Source organism: Metasolibacillus sp. FSL K6-0083 (assembly GCF_038630865.1).
In the GTDB taxonomy this organism is placed as follows: Bacteria; Bacillota; Bacilli; order Bacillales_A; family Planococcaceae; genus Metasolibacillus; species Metasolibacillus fluoroglycofenilyticus.
Window position 1 is genome coordinate 2,472,900 of sequence record NZ_CP152046.1, and the last position, 14,848, is coordinate 2,487,747.

Genomic DNA, 14,848 nt, shown 5'->3' on the forward strand with positions numbered 1-14,848 from the left:
CCAGGCACTCACACAATTTTTATTTATTCATATTCGGTTTCACATGAGCTGGAATTGGATTGACGTATGAGCCATTTGTTTGAGCGGCATGCTCTAGTTTTGCTTTCGTGATAAGCTGAGGCTCCCGCAATAAGTCAATTGCCGTTAATGCCATCACCTTCGCTGCATATAATAAGCCTTTATGTGCGATAGATGTCTTCCCTTGAGATACGACTTGCCAAGTATGAAGCGGCGTGCCAAAAACAAAGCAAGGTGTGAAGCATTGCGCTGTTGGCACAACCCAACTAACATCTGCGACGTCTGTTGAGCCCGCCATCGCTTTATCTGATTGTTCATAGGGTAATACAATATTTAAAAATGGGCCATTCATTTGCAAAAAGGCTTCATCGATATTATGCCCACCCGCTATGTCCTTGACGTCATTTTTTCCTGCCTGTATTTCATTCGCTGTTAATGTTTGAGCCATTTGCTTTGCGTATGCAAGCTCTTGCTTCGTATATTTCGGCAACCCTACTGCCTCTAAATTTTTATAGAGAAGTTGATTAATTGTGTCGTTCGGCAAATAATTAGAGCAGGCTTTATCGAACTTCACCTTAACCGTTGTTTCCGTCATCAATGCCGCACCTTCTGCAATTTTGACCACACGCTGATAAATTTGCTCCACTTCCTTAATATCCTTGCCGCGAATTAAATATAATACTTCTGCATTTGCTTGTACTACGTTTGGTGAAATGCCACCTGTATTTGTTACTGCATAGTGAAAGCGTACATTTGATGGCACATGCTCACGCAAATAGTTTACGCCTACATTCATCAGCTCCACTGCATCTAATGCGCTGCGACCAAGCTCAGGTGAATTTGCAGCGTGTGCAGCGATGCCCTCAAACTCAAAGTACACTTGGTAGTTTGCCAGAGAAGAACGATTCCAAACACCGGCATATGATTCTGGATGCCAAGTTAAGGCGATATCAACGTCAGCAAACACACCCTCACGCACCATAAATGTTTTACCTGAGCCGCCCTCCTCTGCTGGGCAGCCATAATAATGAATTTGCCCAGGTATTTTCCCTTCAGCAATCCATTCCTTTAAAGCCATTACTGCTGCAACCCCTGCTGTACCTAATAAATTATGACCACAACCATGTCCATTTGCCCCTTCTACAAATGCTTCACGTGCTGTCGCACCACCCTTTTGATTTAAACCGGGTAATGCATCATATTCACCTAAAATGCCAATAATCGGACCCGTTGTCCCATACTTTGCTACGAAGGCCGTTTCGATTCCACCTAGACCTGTTTCTATCTCAAAGCCATTTGCCTTAAGATAACTAGTTAATAATTGTACGGATTGTTGTTCCTCAAAACGTATTTCTGCAATTTCCCAAATCCGATCAGATAAAGTAAATATGTCTTGCTCATATTTAATTAGATAAGATTCAAGCTCTTGCATTGCCGCAAGCGCTGTCACTGCCATTTACTTTTCCTCCTCGCTAAGATGTAGTAGCATATTTAGCCATATTTCAATAGCTGGTAACATATCTTCCTCACGGATATCGAAGCATTCATTGTGATGCCCCGCTGCTAAATCTGTTCCTATAATAGAATATGTAGCTACCCCACCACTACTTTGTACTTTTTCCATCAAATATGTAGCATCCTCTGAGCCCGCGTTGAAATATTGGTATTCAACAGTTGGAATATTTAATGCTTTTGTTATGTTTGCTAATTTTTCAGCCAGCTTTTTGTCTGATGGTACACTTATCGCACCTCCAACCTTTTCATAGTGAACTTGAATATCATACATTGTCGCAATACCTTCTAAAATATTGCGCATTTGATTTTCATAAAATGCATTAATTTCTGTTGTTTCCCCGCGTAATTCAAGCTGCATCTTGGCATTTGGTGCAATAATATTTCGCCCTGCGCCCGCATGGAGTGTCCCAACATTTATACGACTTGAGCCATCACTATGCGGTGGTAATGCATGTAAAGCAAGAGTAGCCTGAGCACTTGCTAGAAGGGCATTTTTCCCTTGCTCTGGGAAGGCCCCTGCATGTGAGGCAACTCCTTCGAATAACACATCATACTTCGATGTCGCCAAAAACCCGTCAGTCCCAGCAACAAATACCCCTTTTTCAACACCTGTTCCAATATGGAGAGCAAAAAAATAATCGATATTATCAAATAAATCAGAGGCAACAAGCGATGCCGCACCACGTACCCCTTCTTCTGCTGGCTGGAACAAAATTTTGATTGTCCCTTTTAGCTTATCGCGTTGCTGCAATATTTGCTCGGCAAGTCCAAGACCAATTGTTGCATGACTATCATGACCACAGGCATGCATATAACCTTCATTTACCGAACGAAAGCCTAGCTGCTGTGGTACATGGCTTTCATTTGTCGTTTCTAAAATCGGTAGTGCATCAATATCTACACGAAACAGCACATTCGGACCGGGCTTTCCTGTTTCAAGAACAGCTAATGCACCTGTGTAGCCACCTTCCATTTTTGCGAGCCATTTATCATTGGCACCCATCTTTTTTGCACGTTCAAAAAATATATCCATCTCTTCCTTGCCTGGAAGCCCCATGCGCTCGCCAACAACTATATCCTTCCCTACATATACTGAGTAACCCCATTCCTCAAGCTGGTCAGCAATTTTTGCTGTTGTCCGAAACTCCAGCCAGCCCGGTTCTGGATAGCGATGAAAATCTCTGCGCCACTCTGATAATGTGTTTAAATAACCTTCTTGTATGCGAATCATAAATTTTCCTCCTCGTCTATCTAAAACAAACGCAATGTAAATTTATCTAAATTTTCCGAATATTTTTATTGCAGTATTTCTCTATTCGAAATAAATTTTATTATATTAATAATAATATTTCAACAGGCTAAAATAAAAAAGCGGTATAAAGCACACAGCAATCTTTCAAATACACTGGACTTTATACCTCTTTATATTCTTAAATGTAAAGTTTGCGACTGACTCAGTAAGACAAAGTATTAGCTTCTTTTCTAGTAGTAAGCTTATAAAAAATATACTAGCCTCTACTTTCTTAAATGGCTTGTTTGCTCCATCATATATGCGATGCGGTCTATAATACTTTCAACTTGTTCTGGATTTTCCATTAAGTCGTAGTCATTAATATTTAATCGCAGTACAGGGCATGCATTGAAATTATTAATCCAATTTTCATAGCGACCATGCATTTCATACCAATAATCATGTGGTGTTTGCTGCTCCATCGCTCGTCCACGCTCTTGAATGCGACCGATAATATCCTCCACAGGCCCTTCTAAATAAACGAGTAAATCTGGGTGTGGGAAGTACGGTGTCATAACCATAGCATCAAATAAATTTGTGTATGTTTCATAGTCTATTGGACTCATTGTGCCTTTATCATAATGCATCTTCGCAAAAATGCCAGTATCCTCGTAAATCGAGCGGTCTTGAATAAAGCCCCCGCCATATTCAAAAATACGTTTTTGCTCCTTAAAGCGCTCTGCTAAAAAATAAATTTGTAAATGGAAGCTCCATTTCTCAAAATCCTCATAAAATTTATCTAAGTATGGATTCGTATCAACCTTTTCAAATGATGTACGGAATTTTAAGGCCTCTGCTAATGCTTTTGTCATTGTTGATTTACCAACACCAACTGTTCCTGCAATTGTAATAACTGCATTTGTCGGGATTCCATATTTTTCTCGTAAATTCATAACTACTTTATACTCCTTTGTTGTAACTTTTGCTCAATAATTTGCAGTACATTTTTTAAATCAGCTTTATTTTCTACAAAGTCTATTTCATCACCATTAAGCTGTATAACAGGAATCTCCGGATGCATCCTCACAAAATGCTGAATAAATTCATGATAATCTGCCGCTAGCTGCTCCATGTATTCACGTGTAATATTTTTTTCAAACTCACGACCACGCTTCGCAATGCGTTTCATCAATGTATCAACACTTGCATATAAATAAACGACCATATTTGGAACAGGCATGTCTGCCGTTAAAATACTATAAATTGCTTCATATTTATTATACTCTGAAGGCTGTAAAGTCCGCTTGGCAAAGATTAAATTTTTGAAAATATGATAGTCCGCTACAACGGGCTTCTGCTCGCATGCTAAGTATTGCTTAATATCAGACAGCTGTTTATAGCGATTGCACAAAAAAAACATTTCCGTCTGAAAGCTCCACTCCTCAATATTTTCATAAAACTTCCCCAAAAATGGATTTTCATCAACAATTTCTTTTAATAAATGATATGTAAAATGCTTTGAAACAGCATTAGATAAAGATGTTTTCCCAACACCAATCGGGCCTTCGATTGTTATAAATGGAACTGACACGAAAAGTTCCTCCCCTAAATTTCAAATTCGTCAATGCTTTTCATTGTATCATAGACACAGTGAATTGTGTGAGAATTGTGTGTGTGCCTGGCACTCTGTTACAATGAGGGCAAGGAGCGATGAAGATGGACGTATTTGAAAAAGACCGTTATTTTATGCAGCAAGCACTCATCGAGGCACAACACGCAGGTGAAAAGGGGGAAGTGCCAATTGGAGCTGTCCTTGTACATAACGAAGAAATTATTGCACGTGCCCATAATTTGCGTGAAACGACGCAAAATGCTGTTACACATGCTGAGCTTCTAGCTATTCAACAAGGATGCGAAAAAATCGGAAGCTGGCGCTTAGAACAGACCACTTTATATGTTACGTTGGAGCCTTGCCCAATGTGTGCTGGCGCTATTTTACAATCGAGAGTGCCACGTGTTGTTTATGGTGCACGCGACTTAAAGGCAGGCTGTGTCGATTCATTATATCGCTTGCTCAACGACAAGCGTTTTAACCATGAATGCGATGTAGTTGAAGGGGTTTTAGCTGAGGAATGCGGACAAATTTTAACAGACTTCTTTCGCGCATTGCGAGCTCGTAAAAAGGCACAAAAGCGAGCTCAGCAGCAGGAATTACAATGACGACAATTGGCTTTATCCGACATGGTATTACCGCATGGAATAAAGAGGGGCGGGAGCAAGGACGGCTAGACATCCCTTTACATCAAGAGGGTATCATTGCGGCACAAATGTTAGCTAAAAGAATTGCTAATGAGCAATGGGACGCCATTTTTACAAGCCCTCTAGCTCGTGCACAACAAACTGCTGAAATCATCGCGAAGCAGCATGGCAACATCCCTTTATGGATAGATGCGCGTTTATGTGAAATTGGCACAGGCATGATAGAAGGAACAACAGAACAGGAGCGGATTGCAAAATGGGGCATCCATTGGCAAAATGTAGAGTTAGGAATAGAACCTGAACAAGAAATTATTACTCGCTGCGAAACGTTTTTACAATATATACAGCAACAGTTTCCAACAGAATGCATACTCGTCGTCAGTCACGGCGATTTGCTCCAGCAATTTTTACAGCTCCTTTTACCTAAGCACAATCTCCCTCGCATGCATAACACCGCATTAACGGTAATTGAATTAACAAAATCAGAAAATAAGCTACTGCTATTTAATTATACGGGGCACTAAAATGGACTGAAAGAATCTCGTCTTGTGTTCAGCAATACAGGAAAAACCATTAATTAACCACAATGCTGCAACTGAATCAAAATAAAATTAAACTAATCAATATAAAAGCAATTTAAAAAAGCGTGTTTGAAAAAATCTCACCTTTTCAGACACGCCCTTTTTTCTTATTGTAAATGTTCAGCCACTATGAAATCAGCCTCTGTCTTTTCCCGAACTTCTTGTACAGAACTACCTTCTTGCACTTCAATTAAAACCATACCCTCTTCTGTAAAATCAAACACCGCTAAATCCGTAATTAGACGATGTACAACTGCCTTTCCTGTTAAAGGTAATGTGCATTCTTTTTTAATTTTCGACTCACCATGTTTATTGACATGCTCCATAATAACAACGACACGCTTCGCGCCAACAACTAAATCCATTGCGCCACCCATGCCCTTTACCATTTTGCCGGGAATCATCCAATTCGCTAAATCGCCTTCCTGTGAAACTTCCATCCCACCTAAAATGGCTAAATCAATATGTCCCCCACGAATCATCGCAAATGACGCGGCACTATCAAAGAAGGCTGCACCGCGCGCAGCAGTAACCGTTTCCTTTCCTGCATTAATTAAATCTGCATCAACTTCCGTATCTAATGGATAAGGTCCAATGCCAAGCAAACCATTTTCTGATTGTAATAATACATTGACATCTGCTGGTAAAGCGTCCGCGACAAGTGTTGGAATACCGATACCTAAATTGACATACATGCCATCCTTCACTTCTTGTACAGCACGCGCTACAATCAATTGTCTACTATCATGCATATCAAAGATCCCCCTTCACAACACGTCGTTCGATGCGTTTCTCATAGTTTTCTCCTAGCAAAACACGCTGTACATAAATACCCGGTGTATGGATTTCATCTGGATCAAGCTCACCAACCTCAACGATTTCTTCCACTTCTGCAATCGTAATCTTTCCCGCTGTTGCCGCAAGTGGATTAAAATTGCGTGATGTTTTACGGAACACTAAATTCCCCATTGTATCAGCCTTCCAAGCCTTCACTAACGCAAAATCGCCGACAATACCTTCCTCGAGCAAATATTCTTTGCCGTTGAAGACTTTAATTTCTTTCCCTTCTGCAATTGGTGTTCCTACCCCTGTTGCCGTATAAAAACCTGGAATACCTGCACCACCTGCACGAATGCGTTCTGCTAGCGTTCCCTGCGGTGTCAGTTCAACCTCTAGCTCACCATTTAAAAATTGCTGCTCAAAAATTTTATTTTCTCCCACATAAGAAGCGACCATTTTTTTTATTTGCTTATTGGCAAGGAGTAACCCTAGCCCCCAATCATCTACACCACAGTTATTGCTAACAACTGTTAAATCCTTTGTCCCTTTATCCTTCAGCGCTTCAATTGATTTTTCAGGAATACCACAAAGACCAAAGCCACCAACTATTAACGTGCTGCCATCCCCAATATCTGCCACAGCCTCGCTAAACGATGACCATATTTTATTACTAGCCAATACAAACACCCCTTTTCTGTATTACTCACTAAAAATTCTACCTTATGTGTGATTGCCCGTAAAGGGAGGCTACAATTAATTAAGAAAACCCAAATAATGACGAAAAGTCTCATCATTACTTGGGTTTTATGAATAGTATATTGCTTAATTCCCCATAATAATTCAATTTAACAAATACAAACTACTATCTATTAAACTTTCAAATTCATAAGAATAAATGTTAATGCCAGCATTAATCTCAGCGGCAAAATTGCAAACCCTTGAATCTATCATCAGACTAAGCATACGTCCTTCATCTATACCCATTACGATTGCTATTTCCGCAGTCAATTTATACTTGTTTATTAACTGTTTAATTAAATTCATTTTTGGTTCAAGTACTTCAACTAACGAAATCAATAAATCATTTATATTATGAAATTCATTATATTCTTTTCCATATTGCCAATTGGTGAAATTACAGAATATCGAGGTGTACAGAGGCATTTCTTGTCGTTCATTAACAAACGTCGGAAGTAGATTTAAAACCTTTGTCACTTCCTCAACTGGAAAGCTCTCATACTTATTTAACAAGTGAAAATAAGCTTGTACTCTCATTTTGTAAAACCACCTCTTTAGTATTTTATGTATTATAAAAATTACGTATTTTAATTTTAAAAATAACAATGACTATTTTGCTCCCATCCAATGAAAATAGTCATTGTGTTAGAAAAATAGAATATTACTTTTATTAAACAAAAAAATTAATCACCCTCCCCCACCAATAAGCCAGATATCCATAAGTGCCATAATAAATTCCATATCTTTCACCCCTCTTTTTTCTTTATTTTATATGGTATATTTAATATTCAGACAAAATATTCAAATATGAATATTTGAGGAGGAATTATAGATGAATTATGGTTCAACATTAAAAGTAATCCGAAAAAACAAAGGATATAGTCAACAATACTTAGCAAAAAATATTTTGTCTCAAAGCTCCTTTTCAAAGTTTGAACATAATCAATGTGATATTAATTTTGTAGCTTTTCATCAACTACTAGAAAAACTAAATATGACTTATAATGAATTCTCTTTTATTCATGAAGGCTTCCAAAATGCTAAAAAAACACAATTAGTACAAGACTTCTTCTCAATGCCCTATAATTCAAAAGAGGAATTAAAGAGAATGTTAATGGCGATAGATGAGTATTTACAATATAATGAAGATTTATTATTAGAGGATTTGCGTTTAGTTTGTTTAGCATTATTGCATCTAAGAGAGAATCTTGGCATGGAAAATGCAAGGAAATTAGTAACTCCTATTTGGACACGTATGTCGGCTTTACATAATTGGTATATAACAGACTTTAGATTACTAAATTCTATTTTATATTTCTTTCCTACAGACATAGCTATCGAAATATCTAACAATATGTTGCAACGTTTAAAAAAATATAAGAAATTTGAAGAAGTAAAAAACTTAAAACTTACTTTGTGTATTAATCTATCCCTATTACTAATCAAAAATAAACAATATAAAGAAGCATTGCAGATTCTCAATAAATTATTAAATGAAAATCTAAAAATAATGCCCTATCAATCACTAGCAGTTTGTCTATCGAGAAAAGAAATATGCTTACAAAAACTACTTCCTTCTAACGAAACACCTTATTTATCCAAAGCAATTGAATTAGTTAAAATATATAATGATGACTCTTTACTTCAAACAATTACTTTAGAATTCGGGCAATATATACATTAAAATATTTTGATTAATGTAAGCAAATATAAATTGCATCCTAAAATTTTTTTAAAAAACATTCTATTAGGTAATAAATTGTAATAATCCACACACCTTAAAGACTGTAGGCGAACCTATAGTCTTTTTTATTTTCACTTTACTAGTTCATGCTCAGTTCAGTTTTGCCTTTTATAGTTAGGTTATCAAGAAACATGGAGGTGCTTCGTATGAATCTTGCTTGGAAGGAAATGAAACGTAATAAAGTAAGGTTTATTATTGTTGGTTCAATTGTTTTTCTTATCAGCTTTTTGACATTGATTATTTCGGGGTTGGCGAATGGTTTGTCACAGGACAATGCGGCGCTGATTAGAAATTTGCCGAATGGGCAATTTTATATGACGGAGAAGGCGGAGGGGTCATTCAATATGTCTCAAATCCCGCAAAATATACAGGATGATTTGCTTCAACAGCATGACAATGCGGTTGCCTTATCAATTTCAATGGGCTTTTTAAATGATATAGAGGAGCAGCAGCATGGTGTAGCCTTCACTACAGCGACGTCTTCAAATTTATTTCCAGAAATAGCGCAGGGAGAGGTTGTGCTTGATCAATCACTGCAAGCAAAAGGTGTAAATATAGGGGATCGCTTAGTAAGTAATCAATTGAATGGTGAGTTGACTGTGAAAGGCTTTGTTGAGGAGCAAAAATACAGTCATGCACCTGTTGCCTTTATTAATCAACAGGATTATCAAGAAATGTATCGCACAAATACGATGCAATTAATTTTTATCCCAAATAGTGAGGTACTTGTGATTGATGGATTGCAAGCATTTACTGCAAAAGCATTACTTCAAAGTATCCCAAGCTATAAAGCAGAGCAAATGTCTTTAAATATGATTGTAAGCTTTTTGATTATCATCAGCGGAATGCTATTCGCTATTTTCTTCTATATGATGAATGTACAAAAAATTGGCTTATACGGGATTTTAAAAGCAATCGGTTTAAAAACGGTTAAGCTATTCCAATTAATTTGGACACAAATGCTTGTAATTACTATCATTGCCCTTGCATTTGCAATTGCCTTAAGCCAGGCTTTTGTCTTGCTTGCGCCGAGCGAAATGCCCTTCCATTTATCAATTACTACTACGCTACAATTGGCTGGCATTTTTTTAGTAATCGGCTTCATAGGGGCAACGCTTTCTGGTTTGCAAATTAAACAAATTGAACCTTTACAGGCGATACAGCGGGGAGATGGATAAAATGGCTTTATTTACAGTGACTGATGTACACAAAACGTTTCAAATGGGAGAAGTAAAAGAAGAAATATTAAAAGGAGTTAGTTTGACATTATATCCAGGTGAAATGACTGCTTTAGTAGGCTCATCTGGCTCAGGCAAAAGCACACTGCTCACAATTGCCGCTGGACTTCAATCTGCCTCTGAGGGAAGTATCATTTTTAATGAGCACGATTTAGCCACAATGAATGAAGAACAAATTCGTCAGGTGCGTGCTAGTGAGTTCGGCTTCGTCTTTCAATTTGCCCATCTTGTACCATTTTTAACTGTAGAGGAACAGCTCTTCCTTATGCTTGATGTAGCAGAAGTAAAATGGGCTAAGACTAAGCAACAGCAGCATATCGACCACATTTTATCATTGATTGGCATGGAACACCGAAAAAACATGTACCCTGCCTCACTGTCGGGTGGTGAAAAGCAACGTGTCGCAATTGCCCGTGCCATCATTCATCAGCCAAAGGTTTTATTTGCAGATGAGCCTACTGCTAGCTTAGATTCTACACGCTCGAAAGAAATAATGGAGCTACTGCAAAGCATCACAAAAGAGCTAAATATCGCTACATTAATCGTCACACACGATGAAGAAATGCTGCCATACGTTAATCGTATTGTGAAGATGGTTGATGGGATTGTACAGTGAAAGAGCGTCAGAAAAGGCGCTTTTTCACCCCGAATATCCTCAAATTACTCAAGCATTTCTTCTAATAGGCTATCAACAATCTAATGTGATGTAGCTAAAAAAGTGCCGGAAGGGGGGATCCGGCACTTTTTATTTATTTAATTCGAACTGCTGCAGATAGTTTGTGCCCCTCTAACCCTTCGATTTCAGACTGCTGTGCAGCGTGATTCGCTAAGTATTGGACACCTTCACCGGTTATTTTTTGATGCGTTAATACTTTAATATAGCTTCCTACCCATAATCCGCCTGTATACTTAGCAGCTTTTAATGTAGGCAGTGTATGATTTGTTCCCGATACTTTATCAGAGAATACAACTGAGCTATCCTCTCCAATAAATAAAGAACCGTAATTTGTTAAACTTGCCGTATATTTATCAGCTTCTTCTACATGTACATGTAAATGCTCACTTGCGTAATCATTACATACCGCGATTCCTTCCTCGATTGAATCCGTAACAATGACTTCACCGTAATCTTCCCAAGAAGCATGTGCTGGTGAATCATTTGAAAATTCCTTCAATGTTTCATGTACTTGTTCTACTACTCGATTTGCTACATCCATCGAATTTGTCACAAATATCGCACGTGCACTCGGGTCATGTTCGGCTTGTGCTAATAAATCAGCCGTAATCTTTAATGCATTGCCATGTTCATCAGCAAATACCATAACTTCACTTGGACCTGCAAGTAAGTCAATTCCTACTTTCCCAAAAACCTGTTTTTTTGCTTCTGCTACAAATTTATTTCCCGGACCCGCAATCATGCTTACTTCTGGTACTGTTTCTGTACCATAAGCCATCGCAGCAATGGCTTGTGCACCGCCAATGGCAAAAATATCTGTAGCACCTGATTTGACAAGTCCGTATAAAACAGCAGGATGAATTCCTCCTTGATAGTTTGCAGGGCTACATGCAACAATGCGCTTAACACCTGCTACCTTTGCTGGCGCAACCACCATTGGGCCAGATGAAAGTAATGGGAAACGTCCCCCGGGAATATATGCACCAATTGTTTCAATTGGTACGATTTTATGCCCCATTCTAATGCCATCACCGAAATCTGCATCTAATGGTTGTAAGCACTTTAGCTGCGCCTCAGCAAAGGCATTTACCCGTTCTACTACTCGATCAATTAATTCTTTTGTGTCACTAGAGAGTTGAGCAATGCTATTATCAATCTCCTCTTGCGTTACACGAAATGGTCTGTTAGAAGAACCAAATCTCTCCTCATATTTTAATACTGCGACATCCCCATTTTGCTTTATATCTTCAATAATATCCTTAACAATTGTAGACACTTCGTTCATTGATGTTGCAGTTGTGCTTTTGGCTTGTTTCACATAAATCATTTTAAATTCCCTCCTACTCGTCTCACAAACTCTTTTTCACTGCTATAAATTTCAAATTTGTCATTTCTTCAATAGCAAATTTAATTCCTTCACGCCCATAACCACTTTGCTTTACGCCACCATACGGCATATTATCTACACGGAAAGAGGGAATATCATTAATAATCAATGACCCCGTATCAATGTCATCAGCTGCATACAGGGCATCTGTTAAATTTTGCGTATAGATGCCAACATTCAATCCATAATTAGAAGCATTAACTAGATGAATTGCCTCATCCAAATCCTTATACGGTACAATTGAAACGACAGGTGCAAATGTTTCTTGGCATACGATTTTCATGTTTGGAGAAGTATTAACGACGACTGTAGGTGTCATAATACGCTCTGTAAAAGTCCCTCCAGCAATAATTTGTGCCCCTGATTCCTTCGCTTCCTCTAACCAACTTTGCAAACGTTGTACTTCTTTTGGGTTAATCATAGCTGATATATCAGTAGTCCCATCTGCCGGATTGCCAATAACTAATTTTTTTGTTTCTTCTACGAAAGCTTCTACAAATTGTGAATAAATAGATTGATGTACATATATCCTTTGTAACGAAATGCATACTTGTCCTGCGAAATTAAATGCGCCATTTACTGCTCGCTGAATAATCTGTTGAATTGGGGTACTGGGCTCTATAATTAATGCAGAATTTGAACCTAACTCTAACGTCAGCTTCCGTAAGCCTACTTTTTCTTTAATCTCCAACCCGACTTTTTCACTACCAGTAAATGTGACCTTTTTAATGTATCTATGAGTAGTCAAAGCTTCGCTCAACTCTCCACCTGAACCAGTAACAATTTGTAATGCCCCATCTGGTAATCCAGCTTCTTTAAATATTTCCGCCATAAATAGTGCGCTCATAGGTGTTTGATTTGCTGGTTTTAACACAACTGTATTCCCCGCAGCAAAGGCAGGTCCTAATTTATGTGCTACTAAATTAAACGGAAAATTAAATGGCGTAATGGCTGAAACAACGCCTAAAGGAACTCTTTTTGTATAGCCCATATAGCCAACTCCCGTTGGTGCAGCATCCAAAGGGACAGTTTCACCGCTAGGCTGTTTAGCACCTTCAGCGGCAAATAAATAAGTTGAAATGGTACGCTCTACTTCCGTTATTGCCGCTTTCGCAGGTTTACCAGCTTCCTTCACTAAAATATCAACCATTTCTTGTTTACGCATCTTCAGTAGTTCCACTACTTTATACAATATTTCTGAACGTTCATATGCACTTGTTTGCTTAAATGCTTGATATGCTTCTTGTGCTCCTTCTATTGCACGATTAACATCTGAAACAGTTGCTTTAGCTACATGTGCAAGTAATTCACCAGAAAATGGTGCATAAAGTTCATATGTTTGGTCTGTCGGCTCCCATTGACCATTAATCCACAACTGTGTCTTTTTCATGCTGTTCTCCTTTGAATATGAAAGTTTAAAATTGCTTAAGATACCCCAGAAAAATTGCCATCTTCAATAATAATGCCGCTATCTTCATTCACTACTTCAGTATGAATTTGTCGTAAAACTTCGATTCCATCAAATAAAAAATGCTCTTCTACAATTTTTTTATTGCGGATTTTATAATGGTTGATGCCACAAATTTCGATAAACTTTCCAGATGGTGCACCAAAATAACCTAATCCTTCATGTACACCTTGTAAGCGCCAGCGTACTGCCACATCCCAATTAAAGTCGTTATCGCGTTTATTACATGTGATGCGTTCTAAAATTAGTTTGGCATTTGGTACAGATGCAAATAGGCTAATATACATACCTTGGATTTCATTGAATCCTACTACATCTTTATTACATACATAGTGCACAACTGCATTTTCCTCATAACATTCACGTACAAAATTAATTGAGCGTCGCTCCCAAATTCGATTAAACATGTAAAGCATGAAATTGCCTACTTCCCAATTTTTCAAATCTATATCTAATAATTTTGGTGGCAATCCCATTTCTGCTGTTTCCGGTAAACCAAATTGAATTGGAGGTGCTAGATTAACTGAGCTTTTTGCAAATTTCTTGGCTACTTCTACAGGATCAATACCTAATTGTTGCACTAAATGATATGTATCCATTACGAGCCATTCTTCATAAATTTTATTATCCTTAATTAAGCAATCCGCGCTCGTTCTAAATATCACCTTTTTTCCTGTAGCCTTGCCATAGGCACTATCTCCAGCATTCGTTGCATAGGATTTTCCTCGATGCGATGTGAAAAAGCCATCTTCATCATTGCCAGACCACAATACGCTCCAGCCTAATCCTTTACGGTCTGGGAATGCTTGCAGCGTTTGCAATGTACCTGAAATAACTTCATTAATTCCATGTGAATTAACTAAACCTTTATGGACAGATATACTAGTACTGTATGTGTCATAAATAAGACCAATATCCTTCTCTTTCCAGATTTGTCTTGTAATTTTAACAATATAATCAACGATATTGTTGTACTCACTATTAAAACCTTTCATACTCTGTTTCTTGATTTGATGGCTTTCTAGTGATATATAGTCTTCATCATCTCGATGGTCAATCATATTAACATCTGCCGTATTCGCATAATGAATGATATGGTCATATTTTTTCTTCGTTGCAGGCATAGTTTCTTTCACATTCGACACCTCTTCTTTTTCCATTTGTTTTTCTAGCTGTTTATTTTCTTTTTCCATTTGCATACCACACCTTTTTA

The 14,848-nt window shown here is 38.0% G+C and carries 15 protein-coding genes; 5 read left to right on the plus strand and 10 right to left on the minus strand.

The genetic code is table 11. The annotated features are described in order from the left end of the window. Positions 1–19: 19 nt before the first annotated feature. The 4 genes from MHB51_RS11530 to MHB51_RS11545 all read right to left on the minus strand — a co-directional run bounded on the left by MHB51_RS11530 (position 20) and on the right by MHB51_RS11545 (position 4,355). A complete protein-coding gene (locus tag MHB51_RS11530; protein ID WP_283234865.1) occupies positions 20–1,474 on the minus strand; it encodes a M20 family metallopeptidase in 1,455 nt (484 codons plus the stop codon). Continuing rightward, positions 1,475–2,764 (minus strand): amidohydrolase, encoded by a 1,290-nt coding sequence (locus MHB51_RS11535; protein WP_066165977.1) that lies wholly within the window; start codon positions 2,762–2,764, stop codon positions 1,475–1,477. A gap of 284 nt (positions 2,765–3,048) precedes the next feature. Next, positions 3,049–3,717: a deoxynucleoside kinase gene (locus MHB51_RS11540; protein ID WP_066165974.1), complete on the minus strand. Its 669-nt coding sequence runs from the start codon at positions 3,715–3,717 to the stop codon at positions 3,049–3,051. A 2-nt stretch (positions 3,718–3,719) separates the two neighbouring features. Then, a complete protein-coding gene (locus MHB51_RS11545; RefSeq protein WP_066165971.1) occupies positions 3,720–4,355 on the minus strand; it encodes a deoxynucleoside kinase in 636 nt (211 codons plus the stop codon). 125 nt (positions 4,356–4,480) lie between these two features. Here MHB51_RS11545 and tadA point away from each other — a divergent pair, with 125 nt between their 5' ends. Together tadA and MHB51_RS11555 are read left to right on the plus strand one after the other, a co-directional pair. Further along, positions 4,481–4,984, plus strand: a complete 504-nt coding sequence (tadA, locus tag MHB51_RS11550) for a tRNA adenosine(34) deaminase TadA (RefSeq protein WP_107943770.1) — start codon at positions 4,481–4,483, stop codon at positions 4,982–4,984. Further along, positions 4,981–5,547 carry a histidine phosphatase family protein gene (locus MHB51_RS11555; protein ID WP_342558196.1) on the plus strand — a complete coding sequence of 189 codons (567 nt, stop codon included), beginning with the start codon at positions 4,981–4,983 and terminating at the stop codon, positions 5,545–5,547. Before tadA ends, MHB51_RS11555 begins: the two co-directional genes overlap by 4 nt. Positions 5,548–5,711: 164 nt before the next feature. On the opposite strand, the gene MHB51_RS11560 is transcribed toward MHB51_RS11555, so the two are convergent. The 3 genes from MHB51_RS11560 to MHB51_RS11570 all read right to left on the minus strand — a co-directional run bounded on the left by MHB51_RS11560 (position 5,712) and on the right by MHB51_RS11570 (position 7,659). Further along, positions 5,712–6,356, minus strand: coding sequence for a 3-oxoacid CoA-transferase subunit B (locus tag MHB51_RS11560; protein WP_342558197.1), 645 nt, complete (start codon positions 6,354–6,356; stop codon positions 5,712–5,714). 1 nt (position 6,357) lies between these two features. Next, positions 6,358–7,062: a CoA transferase subunit A gene (locus MHB51_RS11565; protein ID WP_342558198.1), complete on the minus strand. Its 705-nt coding sequence runs from the start codon at positions 7,060–7,062 to the stop codon at positions 6,358–6,360. A 162-nt stretch (positions 7,063–7,224) separates the two neighbouring features. Beyond that, the gene (locus tag MHB51_RS11570) at positions 7,225–7,659 is read right to left on the minus strand and encodes a DUF4279 domain-containing protein (protein ID WP_066165960.1); all 435 of its coding nucleotides are present in this window, start codon (positions 7,657–7,659) and stop codon (positions 7,225–7,227) included. 295 nt (positions 7,660–7,954) lie between these two features. On the opposite strand from MHB51_RS11570, the gene MHB51_RS11575 reads away from it, so the two are divergent. The 3 genes from MHB51_RS11575 to MHB51_RS11585 all read left to right on the plus strand — a co-directional run bounded on the left by MHB51_RS11575 (position 7,955) and on the right by MHB51_RS11585 (position 10,720). Continuing rightward, a complete protein-coding gene (locus MHB51_RS11575; RefSeq protein WP_342558199.1) occupies positions 7,955–8,806 on the plus strand; it encodes a hypothetical protein in 852 nt (283 codons plus the stop codon). Between the two features lie 206 nt (positions 8,807–9,012). Beyond that, positions 9,013–10,044: an ABC transporter permease gene (locus MHB51_RS11580; protein ID WP_066165950.1), complete on the plus strand. Its 1,032-nt coding sequence runs from the start codon at positions 9,013–9,015 to the stop codon at positions 10,042–10,044. A 1-nt stretch (position 10,045) separates the two neighbouring features. Continuing rightward, complete coding sequence (locus MHB51_RS11585; protein ID WP_066165947.1) at positions 10,046–10,720, plus strand: ABC transporter ATP-binding protein; 675 nt, start codon at positions 10,046–10,048, stop codon at positions 10,718–10,720. A gap of 133 nt (positions 10,721–10,853) precedes the next feature. Here MHB51_RS11585 and hisD read toward each other — a convergent pair whose 3' ends face one another. Genes hisD through MHB51_RS11600 form a run of 3 tightly spaced genes read right to left on the minus strand, consistent with a single transcriptional unit; the run spans position 10,854 to position 14,828 of the window. Further along, positions 10,854–12,107 carry a histidinol dehydrogenase gene (hisD, locus tag MHB51_RS11590; protein ID WP_342558200.1) on the minus strand — a complete coding sequence of 418 codons (1,254 nt, stop codon included), beginning with the start codon at positions 12,105–12,107 and terminating at the stop codon, positions 10,854–10,856. 22 nt (positions 12,108–12,129) lie between these two features. Beyond that, a complete protein-coding gene (locus tag MHB51_RS11595) occupies positions 12,130–13,557 on the minus strand; it encodes an aldehyde dehydrogenase family protein (RefSeq protein ID WP_066165941.1) in 1,428 nt (475 codons plus the stop codon). 35 nt (positions 13,558–13,592) lie between these two features. Continuing rightward, the gene (locus MHB51_RS11600) at positions 13,593–14,828 is read right to left on the minus strand and encodes an ester cyclase (protein WP_342558201.1); all 1,236 of its coding nucleotides are present in this window, start codon (positions 14,826–14,828) and stop codon (positions 13,593–13,595) included. Positions 14,829–14,848 lie beyond the last annotated feature (20 nt).